At 43.3% G+C, this 16,535-nt stretch carries 15 protein-coding genes; all 15 read left to right on the top strand.

The annotated features are described in order from the left end of the window. Nucleotides 1-5: 5 nt before the first annotated feature. The 15 genes from rpoB (at nucleotide 6) to rpsC (ending at nucleotide 16,534) form a co-directional block, all read left to right on the top strand. Nucleotides 6-3,566: a DNA-directed RNA polymerase subunit beta gene (gene rpoB, locus BO219_RS14100; RefSeq protein ID WP_009361485.1), complete on the top strand. Its 3,561-nt coding sequence runs from the start codon at nucleotides 6-8 to the stop codon at nucleotides 3,564-3,566. Between the two features lie 49 nt (nucleotides 3,567-3,615). After that, entirely contained in the window at nucleotides 3,616-7,215 is a 3,600-nt protein-coding gene (rpoC, locus tag BO219_RS14095) for a DNA-directed RNA polymerase subunit beta' (protein ID WP_077429981.1), read from the top strand. A 122-nt stretch (nucleotides 7,216-7,337) separates the two neighbouring features. After that, entirely contained in the window at nucleotides 7,338-7,586 is a 249-nt protein-coding gene (locus BO219_RS14090; protein WP_006322661.1) for a 50S ribosomal protein L7ae-like protein, read from the top strand. Between the two features lie 101 nt (nucleotides 7,587-7,687). Beyond that, nucleotides 7,688-8,110 (top strand): 30S ribosomal protein S12, encoded by a 423-nt coding sequence (gene rpsL, locus BO219_RS14085; protein ID WP_003397652.1) that lies wholly within the window; start codon nucleotides 7,688-7,690, stop codon nucleotides 8,108-8,110. A gap of 44 nt (nucleotides 8,111-8,154) precedes the next feature. Further along, entirely contained in the window at nucleotides 8,155-8,625 is a 471-nt protein-coding gene (gene rpsG / locus BO219_RS14080) for a 30S ribosomal protein S7 (protein WP_004888658.1), read from the top strand. 134 nt (nucleotides 8,626-8,759) lie between these two features. Further along, nucleotides 8,760-10,838, top strand: a complete 2,079-nt coding sequence (gene fusA / locus BO219_RS14075; protein ID WP_077429980.1) for an elongation factor G — start codon at nucleotides 8,760-8,762, stop codon at nucleotides 10,836-10,838. 121 nt (nucleotides 10,839-10,959) lie between these two features. Continuing rightward, nucleotides 10,960-12,147: an elongation factor Tu gene (gene tuf / locus BO219_RS14070; RefSeq protein ID WP_004888661.1), complete on the top strand. Its 1,188-nt coding sequence runs from the start codon at nucleotides 10,960-10,962 to the stop codon at nucleotides 12,145-12,147. A 274-nt stretch (nucleotides 12,148-12,421) separates the two neighbouring features. Beyond that, nucleotides 12,422-12,730: a 30S ribosomal protein S10 gene (gene rpsJ, locus BO219_RS14060; RefSeq protein ID WP_021095335.1), complete on the top strand. Its 309-nt coding sequence runs from the start codon at nucleotides 12,422-12,424 to the stop codon at nucleotides 12,728-12,730. Nucleotides 12,731-12,753: 23 nt separating this feature from the next. Then, a complete protein-coding gene (gene rplC, locus BO219_RS14055) occupies nucleotides 12,754-13,380 on the top strand; it encodes a 50S ribosomal protein L3 (protein WP_077429978.1) in 627 nt (208 codons plus the stop codon). 27 nt (nucleotides 13,381-13,407) lie between these two features. Further along, nucleotides 13,408-14,031, top strand: coding sequence for a 50S ribosomal protein L4 (rplD, locus tag BO219_RS14050; protein ID WP_006322654.1), 624 nt, complete (start codon nucleotides 13,408-13,410; stop codon nucleotides 14,029-14,031). Next, a complete protein-coding gene (gene rplW, locus BO219_RS14045) occupies nucleotides 14,031-14,318 on the top strand; it encodes a 50S ribosomal protein L23 (protein ID WP_003397660.1) in 288 nt (95 codons plus the stop codon). Before rplD ends, rplW begins: the two co-directional genes overlap by 1 nt. 27 nt (nucleotides 14,319-14,345) lie before the next feature. Next, nucleotides 14,346-15,176, top strand: a complete 831-nt coding sequence (gene rplB / locus BO219_RS14040; RefSeq protein WP_003397662.1) for a 50S ribosomal protein L2 — start codon at nucleotides 14,346-14,348, stop codon at nucleotides 15,174-15,176. 57 nt (nucleotides 15,177-15,233) lie between these two features. Beyond that, nucleotides 15,234-15,512 carry a 30S ribosomal protein S19 gene (gene rpsS / locus BO219_RS14035; protein ID WP_004888674.1) on the top strand — a complete coding sequence of 93 codons (279 nt, stop codon included), beginning with the start codon at nucleotides 15,234-15,236 and terminating at the stop codon, nucleotides 15,510-15,512. A 20-nt stretch (nucleotides 15,513-15,532) separates the two neighbouring features. Further along, complete coding sequence (rplV, locus tag BO219_RS14030) at nucleotides 15,533-15,874, top strand: 50S ribosomal protein L22 (protein ID WP_006322652.1); 342 nt, start codon at nucleotides 15,533-15,535, stop codon at nucleotides 15,872-15,874. A gap of 3 nt (nucleotides 15,875-15,877) precedes the next feature. Next, complete coding sequence (gene rpsC, locus BO219_RS14025; RefSeq protein ID WP_003397666.1) at nucleotides 15,878-16,534, top strand: 30S ribosomal protein S3; 657 nt, start codon at nucleotides 15,878-15,880, stop codon at nucleotides 16,532-16,534. Nucleotide 16,535: the final 1 nt, after the last annotated feature.

Here is a 16,535-nt window from a genome sequence, read left to right as displayed (position 1 = left end):
ATCAGTTGACAGGTCAACTAGTTCAATACGGACGACACCGCCAACGAAGAAGTTATGCGCGCATTAGTGAAGTGTTAGAACTACCAAACTTAATCGAAATTCAAACTTCTTCTTACCAGTGGTTTCTCGACGAAGGATTGCGTGAAATGTTTCAAGATATTTCACCGATCGAAGATTTTACAGGGAATTTGTCACTAGAGTTTATTGATTACAGCTTAGGAGAACCGAAGTACTCTGTTGAAGAGTCGAAAGAACGCGACGTTACATACGCAGCACCGCTTCGGGTGAAAGTACGCCTAATCAATAAAGAAACAGGTGAAGTAAAAGAACAAGATGTATTTATGGGAGATTTCCCGTTAATGACAGAAACAGGCACGTTCATTATTAATGGTGCTGAACGTGTTATCGTTTCCCAGCTTGTTCGTTCACCGAGCGTATATTACAGCGGAAAAGTAGATAAAAACGGAAAGCGAGGCTTTACAGCTACCGTTATTCCAAACCGTGGTGCATGGCTTGAATATGAAACAGACGCAAAAGACGTTGTGTACGTTCGCATTGATCGTACACGTAAGTTGCCTGTGACCGTGTTATTGCGAGCGTTAGGTTTTGGTTCAGACCAAGAGATTGTCGATTTACTTGGTGATAACGAGTACATTCGTAATACGTTAGAAAAAGACAACACAGAAAGTACAGAAAAAGCGTTGCTTGAAATTTATGAACGGTTACGTCCAGGGGAGCCGCCTACCGTTGAAAATGCGAAAAGCTTGCTTATCTCTCGTTTCTTTGATCCAAAACGATACGATTTAGCAAGCGTTGGTCGCTATAAAATTAACAAAAAGCTCCATATTAAAAACCGTTTATTCGGTCAACGTTTAGCAGAAACGCTCGTTCATCCGGAAACGGGTGAAGTGATTGCTGAAAAAGGAACGGTTCTCGATCGGAGAACGCTCGACCGCATTTTACCTGAGCTTGAAAAAGGGATCGGTATGCGTAAATACCAACCGCTTGGGGGCGTTGTCGAAGATGAGTTCGCTTTGCAAGCAATCAAAATTTATGCTCCAAACGATCCAGATGGCGAAAAAGTCATCACAGTCATTAGTAATGGATATATTCCAGAAACAGTAAAACATATTACACCTGCAGATATTATTGCATCTATTAGCTACTTCTTTAACTTATTGCATGGCGTCGGTGATACAGACGATATCGACCATTTAGGAAATCGCCGACTTCGCTCTGTTGGCGAGTTGCTGCAAAATCAATTCCGAATCGGACTTTCGCGTATGGAGCGCGTCGTTCGTGAACGGATGTCCATTCAAGATACAAACACAATTACACCACAGCAACTCATTAATATTCGCCCAGTCATTGCGGCCATTAAAGAGTTTTTTGGAAGCTCACAATTGTCGCAATTCATGGATCAAACGAACCCACTGGCCGAATTGACACATAAACGTCGTCTTTCTGCGCTTGGTCCGGGCGGTTTAACGCGTGAGCGTGCCGGTTTTGAAGTGCGTGACGTTCACTATTCACATTATGGCCGCATGTGTCCAATCGAAACGCCAGAAGGTCCGAACATCGGATTAATTAACTCGCTTTCGACATATGCAAAAGTGAATAAATTTGGCTTTATTGAAACACCTTATCGACGTGTTGATCCTGAGACAGGAAAAGTAACGAATCAAATTGATTATTTAACAGCGGATGAAGAAGACAATTACGTTGTGGCTCAAGCAAACGTTCCGATTGCGGAAGATGGAACATTTTTAGAAGAAAACGTTGTTGCTCGTTTCCGTGGTGAAAACATTGTCGTTAAGCGTGATCGTGTCGATTATGTAGACGTTTCGCCAAAGCAAGTCGTATCCGTAGCTACAGCGTGTATCCCATTCTTAGAAAACGATGACTCAAACCGTGCGCTTATGGGTGCGAACATGCAACGTCAAGCTGTTCCACTTATGCAACCGGAAGCTCCAATCGTTGGTACAGGAATGGAGTATGTGGCAGCGAAAGACTCTGGTGCTGCAGTCATTTGTAAGCATCGCGGAATTGTTGAGCGAGTCGAAGCGAAAGAAATTTGGGTACGCCGTTTAATCGAAGTCGATGGAAAAGAAGTCAAAGGTGACTTAGATAAATATCGTCTGTTGAAGTTTGTTCGTTCAAACCAAGGAACGTGCTACAATCAACGCCCGATTGTTAAAGCGGGTGACATTGTAGAGAAAGGTGAAATTTTAGCTGACGGTCCATCGATGGAAAAAGGCGAGTTAGCACTTGGTCGCAACGTGCTTGTTGCGTTCATGACATGGGATGGATACAACTACGAGGACGCGATTATTATGAGCGAGCGTCTCGTGAAAGACGATGTGTATACATCGATTCATATCGAGGAATACGAATCTGAAGCGCGCGATACAAAGCTCGGTCCGGAAGAAATTACGCGCGATATTCCAAACGTCGGTGAAGATGCGCTTCGTAACTTAGATGAACGCGGTATTGTCCGCATCGGTGCAGAAGTAAAAGATGGAGACTTGCTTGTCGGTAAAGTTACTCCAAAAGGTGTTACGGAGTTAACTGCAGAAGAGCGCCTATTGCATGCTATCTTTGGCGAGAAAGCACGTGAAGTTCGAGATACATCTTTACGCGTACCACATGGTGGGGGCGGAATTGTTCTTGATGTCAAAGTGTTTACTCGCGAAGACGGCGATGAGTTGCCGCCAGGTGTAAACCAACTTGTCCGTGTGTACATTGTACAAAAACGGAAAATTTCCGAAGGTGACAAAATGGCAGGACGCCATGGAAATAAAGGGGTTATTTCTCGTATTTTACCTGAAGAAGATATGCCGTTTTTACCAGATGGCACACCAGTTGACATCATGTTAAACCCATTAGGCGTACCTTCGCGTATGAACATCGGGCAAGTGCTTGAGTTGCATCTCGGTATGGCAGCGAGAAAGTTAGGTCTTCATGTCGCTTCGCCTGTATTTGACGGCGCTCGTGAAGAAGATGTATGGGCGACGTTAGAAGAAGCAGGAATGGCACGCGATGCGAAAACTGTTCTATACGACGGACGGACTGGAGAACCGTTTGACAACCGTGTTTCTGTCGGTATTATGTACATGATTAAGCTTGCGCACATGGTTGACGATAAATTGCATGCTCGTTCGACAGGTCCGTACTCACTTGTTACGCAACAACCACTTGGTGGAAAGGCACAGTTTGGTGGTCAGCGTTTCGGTGAGATGGAAGTATGGGCGCTTGAAGCATACGGTGCAGCTTATACGTTGCAGGAAATTTTAACTGTCAAATCAGATGATGTCGTTGGTCGCGTGAAAACATACGAGGCGATTGTGAAAGGTGAAAACGTTCCGGAACCAGGCGTTCCTGAATCGTTCAAAGTGTTAATTAAAGAGCTACAAAGCTTAGGTATGGACGTCACAGTTTTATCAAGTGATGAAAAAGAAATTAGTATGGAAAACTTCGGGGAAGATGATGACGTTCAACCAGTTGACATCATCCCACCTACAGATGAGTCAGCCAAAGAAGATGAAGGTGTTGTTGTAAAAGAATAGCGTGTTGACATAAGGGTAAAACCTGGATATTAAAAGGGAGGTAGGCCCCTTGTTAGATGTGAATAAGTTTGAATATATGAAGATCGGACTCGCTTCACCTGAGAAAATTCGTTCTTGGTCGTATGGTGAAGTTAAAAAACCGGAAACGATTAACTATCGAACATTAAAACCAGAAAAAGATGGACTGTTTTGCGAACGTATTTTCGGTCCGACGAAAGACTGGGAATGTCATTGCGGAAAATATAAGCGCGTTCGTTATAAAGGTGTCGTTTGTGACCGATGCGGTGTCGAAGTCACACGTGCAAAAGTTCGCCGTGAGCGCATGGGTCATATTGAACTAGCAGCCCCTGTTTCACATATTTGGTACTTTAAAGGAATTCCTAGCCGCATGGGACTTGTCTTAGACATGTCCCCTCGCGCGCTAGAGGAAGTCATTTACTTTGCATCTTACGTTGTGACGGATCCAGGCGATACACCGTTAGAAAAGAAGCAATTGCTTTCTGAAAAAGAATATCGCGCGTATCGCGAGAAGTACGGAAATTCGTTTCAAGCTTCAATGGGTGCGGAAGCGATTAAAAAATTGTTACAAGACATCGATCTTGAAAAAGAAGTAGAAACGTTAAAAGAGGAATTGAAGACAGCACAAGGACAACGTCGTGCTCGTACGATTAAACGTCTTGAAGTGCTTGAAGCGTTCCGTAACTCTGGTAACGATCCTTCTTGGATGATTTTAGATGTACTACCGGTTATTCCGCCTGAATTGCGCCCGATGGTACAGTTAGACGGTGGTCGTTTTGCGACATCGGACTTGAACGATTTATATCGTCGTGTCATTAATCGAAACAACCGTTTAAAACGTCTATTAGACCTTGGTGCACCGAACATTATCGTTCAAAACGAGAAACGGATGCTTCAAGAGGCGGTTGATGCGTTAATTGATAACGGTCGTCGTGGCCGTCCGGTTACAGGCCCAGGAAACCGTCCGTTGAAGTCGCTTTCCCATATGTTAAAAGGAAAGCAAGGTCGTTTCCGTCAAAACTTGCTCGGTAAGCGTGTTGACTACTCTGGTCGTTCCGTTATCGTTGTCGGTCCGAACTTGAAAATGTATCAATGCGGATTACCGAAAGAAATGGCGCTTGAGTTATTTAAACCGTTCGTTATGAAAGAATTAGTAGAACGCGGCTTAGCACATAACATTAAAAGTGCGAAGCGAAAAATTGAGCGCGTTCACCCAGAAGTTTGGGATGTTTTAGAATCTGTCATTAAAGAGCATCCGGTGTTATTAAACCGCGCGCCAACGCTTCACCGTCTTGGTATTCAAGCTTTCGAACCGACGCTTGTAGAAGGGCGTGCGATCCGATTACATCCACTTGTATGTACGGCATACAACGCCGACTTCGACGGTGACCAAATGGCTGTGCACGTACCACTTTCAGCAGAAGCACAGGCGGAAGCACGTCTACTGATGCTTGCGGCACAAAACATTTTGAACCCGAAAGACGGAAAGCCGGTCGTTACGCCTTCACAAGACATGGTTTTAGGAAACTACTACTTAACGATGGAACGTGAAGGTGCAGTTGGAGAAGGAATGGTCTTTAAAGATGCGGACGAGGCGTTGTTAGCTTACCATAATGGCTATGTTCATTTGCATACGCGCATCGCCGTTCATGCTGGTTCGTTGAGAAACGAAACGTTTACAGAAGAGCAAAATAATAAGTTGCTGATCACGACAGTTGGAAAGTTAATCTTCAATGAGATTTTGCCGAAGTCATTCCCATATATTAATGAGCCGACGCAAGAGAACATTGAAGAACGAACGCCGGATAAGTATTTCTTAGATAAAGGTGTGAACGTGAAAGAAGAGATTCGTAAGCGTGCACTCGTTCCACCGTTTAAGAAAAAAATTCTCGGTAACATCATCGCGGAAGTATTTAAACGTTTCAAAATTACAGAAACATCTAAAATGCTTGACCGCATGAAAGATCTTGGCTTTAAGTACTCAACAAAAGCCGGTATTACAATTGGTGTCGCGGACATTGTTGTCTTGCCTGAAAAACAAGAAATTTTAGAAGAAGCACAAGCAAAAGTTGATACGGTATTAAAACAATTTAGACGCGGTTTAATTACTGATGAAGAACGTTATGAGCGTGTTATTTCGATTTGGAGTGCGGCGAAAGACAAAATTCAAGGTCGCTTAATGGAATCGCTTGATAAACGAAATCCAATTTTCATGATGAGTGACTCTGGAGCCCGTGGTAACGCGTCGAACTTTACGCAACTTGCTGGTATGCGTGGATTAATGGCGAACCCAGCTGGACGTATTATCGAGCTTCCGATTAAATCTTCATTCCGCGAAGGTTTAACGGTACTTGAGTACTTCATTTCAACACACGGTGCACGTAAAGGTCTTGCGGATACCGCGTTAAAAACAGCGGACTCTGGTTATTTAACACGTCGTCTCGTTGATGTGGCACAAGACGTTATCATTCGTGAAGATGACTGCGGCACAGATCGTGGTACGTTAATTCGTGCGTTAAAAGACGGTACAGAAGTGATTGTGAAACTCGAAGATCGTCTCATTGGACGTTACGCACGTAAGACGGTGAAACATCCGGAAACGGGCGAAGTGCTCGTGCGTGAAAATGAAATGATTACAGAAGACATTGCGAATGCGATTGTCAAAGCAGGTATTGAAGAAGTATGGATTCGTTCGGCATTTACATGTAACACGCGTCATGGTGTATGTAAAAAATGTTACGGACGCAACTTGGCAACAGGTGCGGAAGTTGAAGTTGGTGAAGCGGTCGGTATTATCGCAGCCCAATCGATCGGTGAACCGGGTACACAGCTTACAATGCGTACGTTCCACACAGGTGGGGTGGCAGGAGACGATATTACCCAAGGTTTACCGCGCGTACAAGAGTTATTTGAAGCGCGTAATCCAAAAGGTCAAGCCGTCATTTCAGAAATTGATGGTGTTGTTGTGGCGATTAACGAAACGCGTGACCGTCAACGTGAAATTGTCATTCAAGGCGAAGTCGAGACACGTACGTATACAGCTCCTTACAGCGCGCGCTTGAAAGTGCAAGAAGGACATAAGGTTGAGCGCGGTCAAGAACTAACAGAAGGCTCAATCGACCCGAAAGAGTTGTTGAGAGTCAAAGATATGAACGCTGTACAAGAATACTTGTTGCGTGAAGTACAAAAAGTATACCGCATGCAAGGGGTAGAAATTAGCGATAAACATATCGAAGTTATGGTTCGCCAAATGCTTCGTAAAGTGCGCGTCATTGATGCGGGCGATACAGACTTGTTGCCTGGTACATTGCTTGATATTCATCAATTTACAGATGCGAACGCAAAAGTGTTGATGGAAGGTAAACGTCCGGCGACAGCTCGCCCAGTATTACTCGGAATTACGAAAGCATCGCTTGAAACAGATTCGTTCTTGTCTGCAGCTTCATTCCAAGAGACGACACGTGTCTTAACGGATGCAGCAATTAAAGGAAAACGCGACGAATTACTTGGATTAAAAGAAAACGTCATTATCGGTAAACTTGTTCCAGCGGGAACAGGTATGGCTCGTTACCGCAAAGTAAAGCCGATAATTAAAACAGCAAAAGATGAAGACGCTGTTACAACGAAATAATGATGAACCTATTGCTAGCATCGTTTGCTAGCAATAGGTCAAAAAATAGTTGACACAGCACGCAGAAAGTGATAGCATAATAAAGGTGTTCCGAAAACCTGTCACTTTGGAGGATATGTTACATGTCTTATGAAAAAGTCGCACAGGCGAAACAGATTATTGTAGGAACGAAACAAACAGTACGAGCTCTGAAAGATGGGAACGTTAAAGAGGTAGTCGTTGCTGAAGATGCTGACGTAGCTGTAATTGAAAAAGTCGTAAAAGCAGCGAACGATCGAAACGTTCCAATTGTAAAAGTCGATTCAACGAAAAAGCTTGGAAAAGCATGTGGGATTGACGTAGGAGCTGCAGCTGTTGCGATTATTCGTTAAAAACTGTTTTTGTGGGTTACTACAAAAACTTTGTTTTTGCATAAAAATGAGCCACCTGGATGTGTGGGCTTGAATTTGATTGTGAAGGGAGGAAATTTACCATGCCTACAATTAACCAGCTTGTACGTAAAGGTCGTACAAAAAAGGTAGTGAAATCTAAATCACCTGCGTTAAATAAAGGGTATAACAGCTTCAAAAAAGTTCAAACAACTGTTTACTCTCCGCAAAAACGTGGAGTATGTACACGTGTAGGTACAATGACACCAAAGAAGCCAAACTCTGCGCTTCGTAAATATGCCCGTGTACGTTTATCTAACGGTATCGAGGTAACTGCATACATCCCAGGTATCGGTCACAACTTACAAGAACACAGCGTTGTATTAATTCGCGGTGGACGTGTAAAAGACTTACCAGGGGTACGTTACCACATCGTCCGCGGTGCTTTAGATACAGCAGGTGTAGCGAACCGTATGCAAGGTCGTTCTAAATACGGTGCGAAAAAACCAAAAGCAGCTAAGAAATAATATTCGACATCTTTTGTTGATTTTTACTGAAAGGAGGAAAAAATATGCCACGTAAAGGTCCGGTTCCTAAACGAGATGTGTTACCAGATCCAATTTACAATTCAAAGCTAGTTACACGTTTAATCAATAAAATTATGATTGACGGTAAAAAAGGTAAAGCACAAAAAATTCTTTACACAGCGTTCGATATCATTCGTGAGCGCACAGGTAAAGATCCAATGGAAGTGTTTGAGCAAGCGTTGAAAAACGTTATGCCAGTTCTTGAAGTTCGCGCACGCCGTGTTGGTGGTGCAAACTATCAAGTTCCTGTTGAGGTGCGTCCAGAGCGCCGTACAACATTAGGTCTTCGTTGGCTCGTGAACTACGCTCGTCTTCGTGGAGAAAAAACGATGGAAGAGCGTTTAGCGAACGAAATCATGGATGCTGCAAACAATACAGGTGCAGCTGTGAAGAAGCGCGAAGATACACATAAAATGGCAGAAGCAAACAAAGCGTTTGCGCACTATCGTTGGTAATTTTTTCGTTAAATTAAGAATAGGTGAGAGCGATGCGGTTGAAACTAAAAAAGCATGCCCATCGCTCATTCGCCTATATTCCTATATGCAAATAAAATTACGATACTTCATTTAAGGAAGGAGAAAAAATCCATATGGCAAGACAGTTCTCCTTGGAAAACACTCGCAATATCGGAATCATGGCTCATATTGACGCCGGTAAGACTACAACAACAGAGCGCATCTTGTTCTATACTGGCCGTATTCATAAAATTGGGGAAACTCATGAAGGTGCTTCCCAAATGGACTGGATGGAGCAAGAACAAGAGCGCGGAATTACAATTACGTCCGCAGCGACAACAGCTCAATGGAAAGGCCATCGTATTAACATCATCGATACACCTGGACACGTCGACTTCACAGTAGAAGTTGAGCGTTCATTGCGTGTATTAGACGGTGCGGTAGCGGTATTAGACGCACAATCAGGCGTAGAGCCGCAAACAGAAACAGTATGGCGCCAAGCGACTACATACGGTGTTCCACGTATCGTTTTCGTTAACAAAATGGACAAGATTGGCGCAGACTTCTTATACTCTGTAAACACGCTTCATGAGCGCTTGCAAGCGAATGCGCACCCTGTTCAACTGCCGATCGGTGCAGAAGATCAATTCACAGGTATTATCGACCTCGTTGAAATGTGCGCATACCACTATCATGATGATTTAGGGAAAAACATCGAGCGTATCGAAATTCCTGAAGACTATCGTGATATGGCTGAAGAATATCGCGGCAAATTAATTGAAGCTGTTGCAGAGCTTGACGAAGAATTAATGTTGAAATATTTAGAAGGGGAAGAGATTACAAAAGAAGAGTTAAAAGCTGCAATTCGTAAAGCGACAATTTCAGTTCAGTTCTTCCCTGTGTTTTGCGGTTCTGCATTCAAAAACAAAGGTGTTCAATTAATGCTTGACGGCGTAGTTGACTACTTACCGTCTCCAGTTGACATTCCTGCGATTAAAGGAACTGTTCCTGATACAGAAGAAGAAACAGTTCGTGAAGCGCGTGACGATGCTCCGTTTGCAGCGTTAGCGTTCAAAATTATGACAGACCCTTACGTTGGTAAGTTGACGTTCTTCCGCGTATACTCAGGTACATTAAACTCTGGTTCTTACGTGTTGAACTCAACAAAACGTAAGCGTGAACGTATCGGTCGTATTCTACAAATGCACGCAAACCACCGCGAAGAAATTGCACAAGTTTACGCAGGTGACATTGCGGCAGCTGTAGGTTTAAAAGATACAACAACTGGTGATACGTTGTGTGATGAAAAAGACCCAGTCATCTTGGAGTCTATGCAATTCCCAGAGCCAGTTATTCAAATCGCGATCGAACCGAAGTCAAAAGCTGACCAAGATAAGATGAGCACAGCACTACAAAAACTTCAAGAAGAGGACCCAACATTCCGTGCATGGACAGACCAAGAAACAGGTCAAACAATCATCGCGGGTATGGGTGAGCTTCACCTTGACATCATCGTTGACCGCATGCGTCGTGAGTTTAAGGTAGAAGCAAACGTTGGTGCTCCTCAAGTTGCGTACCGCGAAACGTTCCGTAAATCTGCACAAGTTGAAGGTAAATTTGTGCGTCAGTCTGGTGGTCGCGGTCAATACGGTCACGTTTGGATCGAGTTCTCGCCAAACGAAGAAGGAAAAGGCTTCGAATTCGAAAACGCGATTGTCGGTGGGGTTGTTCCGAGAGAATACATCCCTGCAATTCAAGCAGGTCTTGAAGATGCAATGCAAAATGGTGTCCTTGCTGGATACCCAGTTGTTGACATTAAAGCGAAATTGTTTGACGGTTCTTACCACGATGTTGACTCAAGCGAAATGGCGTTCAAAATCGCTGCTTCTATGGCATTGAAAAACGCAGCGGCAAAATGTGACCCTGTATTGCTTGAGCCAATCATGAAAGTAGAAGTCATCGTCCCTGAAGAATATTTAGGTGACATCATGGGTGACATCACTTCTCGTCGCGGTCGCGTCGAAGGTATGGAAGCTCGCGGTAACGCACAAGTTGTTCGCGCGATGGTTCCACTTTCTGAAATGTTTGGATACGCAACTTCATTGCGTTCAAATACACAAGGTCGCGGAACGTTCACAATGGTATTTGACCATTATGAAGAAGTTCCGAAGAGCATCGCTGAGGAAATCATCAAAAAAAATAAAGGTGAATAATTGATTTTCTAGCATTGTTCAAGTATAAATACTTATGTAAGACTTGGAAGTGGACGTGCCTGTGCACTTTCACTTCCGAGCATTCTATACTTCAAATAAAAACACTAAGGAGGATATTATAATGGCTAAAGAGAAATTCGAACGTACGAAACCACACGTCAACATTGGTACAATCGGCCACGTTGACCATGGTAAAACAACTTTAACAGCTGCAATCACAACAGTTCTTGCGAAACAAGGTAAAGCACAAGCACGCGCATATGACCAAATCGACGCTGCTCCAGAAGAGCGTGAGCGCGGAATTACAATCTCAACTGCACACGTTGAGTACGAAACTGACAACCGTCACTATGCACACGTTGACTGCCCAGGTCACGCTGACTACGTGAAAAACATGATCACAGGTGCTGCGCAAATGGACGGCGCGATCCTTGTTGTATCTGCTGCTGACGGTCCAATGCCACAAACTCGTGAGCACATTCTTCTTTCTCGCCAAGTAGGTGTACCTTACATCGTTGTATTCTTAAACAAATGCGACATGGTAGACGATGAAGAACTTTTAGAGCTTGTTGAAATGGAAGTTCGCGATCTATTATCTGAATACGACTTCCCTGGAGACGAAGTTCCTGTAATTAAAGGTTCTGCGTTAAAAGCACTTGAGGGAGATCCAGCTTGGGAAGAAAAAATCATTGAGCTTATGAACGCTGTTGATGAGTACATCCCAACTCCACAACGCGAAATCGATAAACCGTTCATGATGCCAGTTGAGGACGTATTCTCAATCACTGGTCGTGGTACAGTTGCTACTGGTCGCGTTGAGCGCGGTATCTTAAAAGTTGGTGACCAAGTAGAAATCATCGGTCTTTCTGAAGAGCCAAAAGCAACAACTGTTACAGGTGTTGAAATGTTCCGTAAGCTTCTTGACCAAGCTGAAGCTGGTGACAACATCGGTGCGCTTCTTCGCGGTGTTTCTCGTGACGAAGTACAACGCGGTCAAGTATTAGCAAAACCAGGAACAATCACTCCACACACAAAATTTAAAGCACAAGTTTACGTATTAACAAAAGAAGAAGGTGGACGTCATACTCCATTCTTCTCTAACTACCGTCCACAATTCTACTTCCGTACAACGGACGTAACAGGTATCATCCAACTTCCAGAAGGTGTTGAGATGGTAATGCCTGGTGACAACATCGAAATGACAGTAGAATTAATCGCGCCAATCGCGATCGAAGAAGGTACAAAATTCTCGATCCGCGAAGGTGGACGTACAGTAGGTGCAGGTTCTGTATCTGAAATCATCGAGTAATCGATAAAGTGGTCTAGCTTGCTGCTAGACCACTTATTTTTGTTCCATTGAAATTGCGTAATGAAATATGTATAATAGGAAAGGCAGTTTGTTTAGAAAAGAAATAAAAAACTTGCATTAGGCATGAAAATTATATATAATAATAAACGTTGGTCTTTGACTGCGATGAAGTGGAAGGTTGCTGACACACCCGGCCGCTTTGCCATGGCGAGTGTGAAGGAAATTTCCATGGAGAATGTCTATTTTAAAAATAGGCGAAGAAGGAGGGAAAATAATGGCAAAAGAAAAAATTCGTATTCGTTTAAAAGCGTATGATCATCGAATTCTTGATCAATCTGCTGAGAAAATTGTGGAAACTGCAAAGCGTTCAGGCGCGACTGTATCTGGACCGATTCCGTTACCAACTGAAAAAACGGTGTACACGATCTTACGTGCGGTTCATAAATACAAAGACTCTCGTGAGCAGTTCGAAATGCGCACACATAAACGCTTAATTGATATCGTCAATCCGACTCCACAAACAGTAGATTCTTTAATGCGTTTAGACTTACCGTCTGGTGTCGATATTGAAATCAAGTTGTAATTGCGATATAGGAGGTGTGAAAGATGAAAGGAATCTTAGGAAGAAAAATCGGCATGACTCAAGTATTCGCTGAAAACGGAGATCTTATTCCTGTAACAGTTATTCAAGCGACTCCAAACGTAGTTCTTCAAAAGAAAACGATTGAAAACGACGGTTATGAAGCGATTCAATTAGGTTTTGAAGATTTACGTGAGAAGTTGGCGAACAAGCCTCAAAAAGGTCATGCTGCGAAGGCAAACACCACACCTAAGCGCTTCATTCGTGAAATTCGTGGTGTGAATCTTGCAGAGTATGAAGTAGGTCAAGAAGTAAAAGTGGACATTTTCAACGAAGGTGAAATCGTTGACGTAACAGGTACGTCAAAGGGTAAAGGTTTCCAAGGTGTAATTAAACGCCATGGACAATCTCGTGGACCAATGGCTCACGGTTCTCGTTACCATCGTCGTCCTGGTTCAATGGGTGCGATCGCTCCAAACCGTGTATTTAAATCAAAAGAGCTTCCAGGCCGCATGGGTGGCGAGCGTGTGACAGTACAAAACTTAAAAGTTGTTAAAGTAGATCCAGAACGCAACTTAATCTTAATTAAAGGAAACGTGCCAGGTCCGAACAAAGGACTTGTTATCATTAAAAGCGCGGTTAAAGCGAAATAATTTCTTTAAGAAAGGAGGAAATACCCAATGCCAAAAGTAGCATTGTACAACCAAAACGGAGAAAACATCGGTGAAATCGAATTAAACGATGCCGTATTTGGTATTGAACCGAACAAACATGTGTTATTTGAAGCGGTAATTATGCAACGTGCTTCCTTACGTCAAGGAACTCATAAAACAAAAAATCGTGCAGAAGTAAGTGGCGGTGGTCGTAAGCCATGGCGCCAAAAAGGTACTGGACGCGCTCGCCAAGGATCGATTCGTTCTCCACAATGGCGCGGCGGTGGTGTTGTATTCGGTCCGGTTCCACGCAGCTACAGCTACAAACTTCCGAAAAAAGTTCGTCGCTTAGCGATTAAATCGGCATTATCTTCAAAAGTGCTTGAAAACAGCATTGTTGTATTAGACAATTTAACGCTTGAAGCACCAAAAACAAAAGAAATGGTTAAGATTTTAAACAACCTTTCTGTTGATCGCAAAGCGTTAATTGTAACAGCAGACGCAAACGAGAACGTCATTCTTTCAGCTCGCAACATTCCAGGAGTTACAGTTGTGACAGCAAGCGGAATTAACGTTCTTGATGTACTCAACCACGACAAGCTTGTCATTACGAAAGCTGCTGTGGAAAAAGTAGAGGAGGTGCTTGCATAATGAAAGATCCTCGCGATATTATTAAGCGCCCCGTCATTACTGAACGTTCAACAGAGTTAATGACTGAAAAAAAATATACGTTCGAAGTTGATGTGAAAGCGAACAAAACAGAAGTAAAAGATGCGATCGAAGCGATTTTCGGCGTGAAAGTAGCGAAGGTCAACATTATGAACTACAAAGGAAAGTTCAAACGTGTTGGTCGCTACAGCGGATTAACAAACCGCCGTCGCAAAGCGATTGTTACATTAACGCCAGACAGCAAAGAGATCGAACTATTTGAAGTATAAGTTTAAAAGTGAAGGAGGGAAATGGACATGGCGATTAAAAAATATAAGCCAACGTCTAACGGTCGTCGTGGTATGACGGTTTTAGACTTCTCTGAGCTTACAACAGATAAGCCGGAAAAATCGTTGCTTGCCCCTTTAAAGAAAAAAGGCGGTCGTAACAACCAAGGTAAATTAACAGTTCGTCACCAAGGTGGCGGTCATAAACGTCAATATCGTATTATTGACTTTAAACGCGATAAAGATGGCATTCCAGGACGCGTTGCTACAATCGAATACGATCCAAACCGTTCTGCGAATATCGCATTAATTCATTATGCCGATGGTGAAAAACGTTACATCATCGCACCGAAAAACTTAGAAGTTGGCATGGAAATCATGTCAGGTCCAGATGCGGACATTAAAGTAGGTAACGCATTACCTTTAGCAAACATTCCAGTTGGTACAGTTATTCACAACATCGAATTAAAACCTGGTAAAGGCGGACAATTAGTGCGCGCTGCAGGTACATCTGCACAAGTGCTTGGTAAAGAAGGTAAGTACGTACTTGTTCGTTTATCTTCAGGTGAAGTTCGCATGATTTTAGCAACTTGCCGCGCAACAGTCGGTCAAGTTGGTAACGAACAACATGAGCTTGTGAACATCGGTAAAGCTGGACGCGCTCGTTGGTTAGGCATTCGTCCAACAGTTCGCGGTTCTGTTATGAACCCAGTCGATCACCCACACGGTGGTGGTGAAGGTAAAGCACCAATCGGACGTAAGTCTCCAATGACTCCATGGGGCAAACCAACACTTGGATTCAAAACGCGTAAGAAGAAAAATAAATCTGATAAATTTATCGTACGTCGTCGTAAAAAATAACGGGGTTGAGCTACGGTTCAAAAGAACCGTAGAGCAATCACGAAAGGAGGTTCACTTATGGGTCGCAGCTTGAAAAAAGGTCCTTTTTGTGATGATCATTTAATGAAAAAAATTGAGAAATTGAATGAAACTGGACAAAAACAAGTGATCAAAACGTGGTCTCGTCGTTCAACAATTTTCCCACAATTCATCGGTCACACAATCGCTGTTTACGATGGTCGTAAACACGTTCCAGTTTACATCACAGAGGACATGGTCGGTCATAAGCTCGGTGAGTTCGCGCCAACGCGCACGTACAAAGGTCACGCTGCTGATGACAAGAAAACAAAACGTTAATATGAGAGGAGGCTTCATTTATGCAAGCTAAAGCTGTTGCTAGAACGGTTCGAATTGCTCCTCGTAAAGCTCGTTTAGTGATTGATTTAATTCGAGGAAAGCAAGTGAGTGAAGCAGTTGCGATTCTTCGCCATACGCCAAAAGCTGCTTCTCCGATTATCGAGAAAGTATTAAAATCTGCAGTGGCAAACGCAGAACATAACTATGATATGGACGTGAACAAACTTGTTGTTACAGAAGCTTATGTGAACGAAGGACCAACATTGAAACGTTTCCGTCCTCGTGCACAAGGTCGTGCGAGCGCAATTAACAAACGCACAAGCCATATCACGATCGTTGTTTCAGAAAAGAAGGAGGGATAATCAGTGGGTCAAAAGGTAAATCCAATCGGTCTTCGCATTGGTATTATTCGTGATTGGGAGTCAAGATGGTACGCTGAGAAAGATTATGCGGACCTTTTACACGAAGATCTTAAAATTCGCGAATACCTCACAAAGCGCTTAAGCGATGCAGCTGTTTCTCGCATTGAGATCGAGCGTGCAGCAAACCGTGTAAATATTACAATCCATACGGCGAAACCAGGAATGGTAATCGGTAAAGGTGGATCTGAAGTTGAAGCGCTTCGTAAAGCGTTAAATGAATTAACTGGCAAACGTGTTCATATCAACATCGTTGAAATTAAAAAGCCAGACTTAGAAGCAAAACTTGTTGCGGAAAATATCGCGCGTCAAATTGAAAACCGCGTATCATTCCGTCGTGCGCAAAAACAAGCGATCCAACGCACAATGCGTGCAGGTGCTAAAGGAATTAAAACGATGGTATCTGGTCGTTTAGGTGGAGCAGATATCGCTCGCTCAGAACATTATAGCGAAGGAACAGTTCCACTTCATACTCTTCGCGCTGACATCGACTACGCAACAGCAGAAGCGGATACAACATACGGAAAAATCGGCGTGAAAGTATGGATTTATCGTGGAGAAGTCCTTCCTACGAAAAAGAAAACTGAGGAAGGAGGAAATTAAT

It is taken from the genome of Anoxybacillus kestanbolensis (assembly GCF_001996285.1).
Classification (GTDB): Bacteria; Bacillota; Bacilli; order Bacillales; family Anoxybacillaceae; genus Anoxybacillus; species Anoxybacillus kestanbolensis_A.
The sequence above is the reverse complement of the archived record's forward strand: the minus strand, read 5'-3'. Positions and strand labels throughout refer to the sequence as shown.

Coding starts and splice junctions, on each gene's coding strand:
- BO219_RS14090 (WP_006322661.1), top strand. CDS start 7,338: ATGTCTTATGAAAAAGTCGCACAGGCGAAACAGATTATTGTAGGAACG.
- rpsL (WP_003397652.1), top strand. CDS start 7,688: ATGCCTACAATTAACCAGCTTGTACGTAAAGGTCGTACAAAAAAGGTA.
- rpsG (WP_004888658.1), top strand. CDS start 8,155: ATGCCACGTAAAGGTCCGGTTCCTAAACGAGATGTGTTACCAGATCCA.
- fusA (WP_077429980.1), top strand. CDS start 8,760: ATGGCAAGACAGTTCTCCTTGGAAAACACTCGCAATATCGGAATCATG.
- tuf (WP_004888661.1), top strand. CDS start 10,960: ATGGCTAAAGAGAAATTCGAACGTACGAAACCACACGTCAACATTGGT.
- rpsJ (WP_021095335.1), top strand. CDS start 12,422: ATGGCAAAAGAAAAAATTCGTATTCGTTTAAAAGCGTATGATCATCGA.
- rplC (WP_077429978.1), top strand. CDS start 12,754: ATGAAAGGAATCTTAGGAAGAAAAATCGGCATGACTCAAGTATTCGCT.
- rplD (WP_006322654.1), top strand. CDS start 13,408: ATGCCAAAAGTAGCATTGTACAACCAAAACGGAGAAAACATCGGTGAA.
- rplW (WP_003397660.1), top strand. CDS start 14,031: ATGAAAGATCCTCGCGATATTATTAAGCGCCCCGTCATTACTGAACGT.
- rplB (WP_003397662.1), top strand. CDS start 14,346: ATGGCGATTAAAAAATATAAGCCAACGTCTAACGGTCGTCGTGGTATG.
- rpsS (WP_004888674.1), top strand. CDS start 15,234: ATGGGTCGCAGCTTGAAAAAAGGTCCTTTTTGTGATGATCATTTAATG.
- rplV (WP_006322652.1), top strand. CDS start 15,533: ATGCAAGCTAAAGCTGTTGCTAGAACGGTTCGAATTGCTCCTCGTAAA.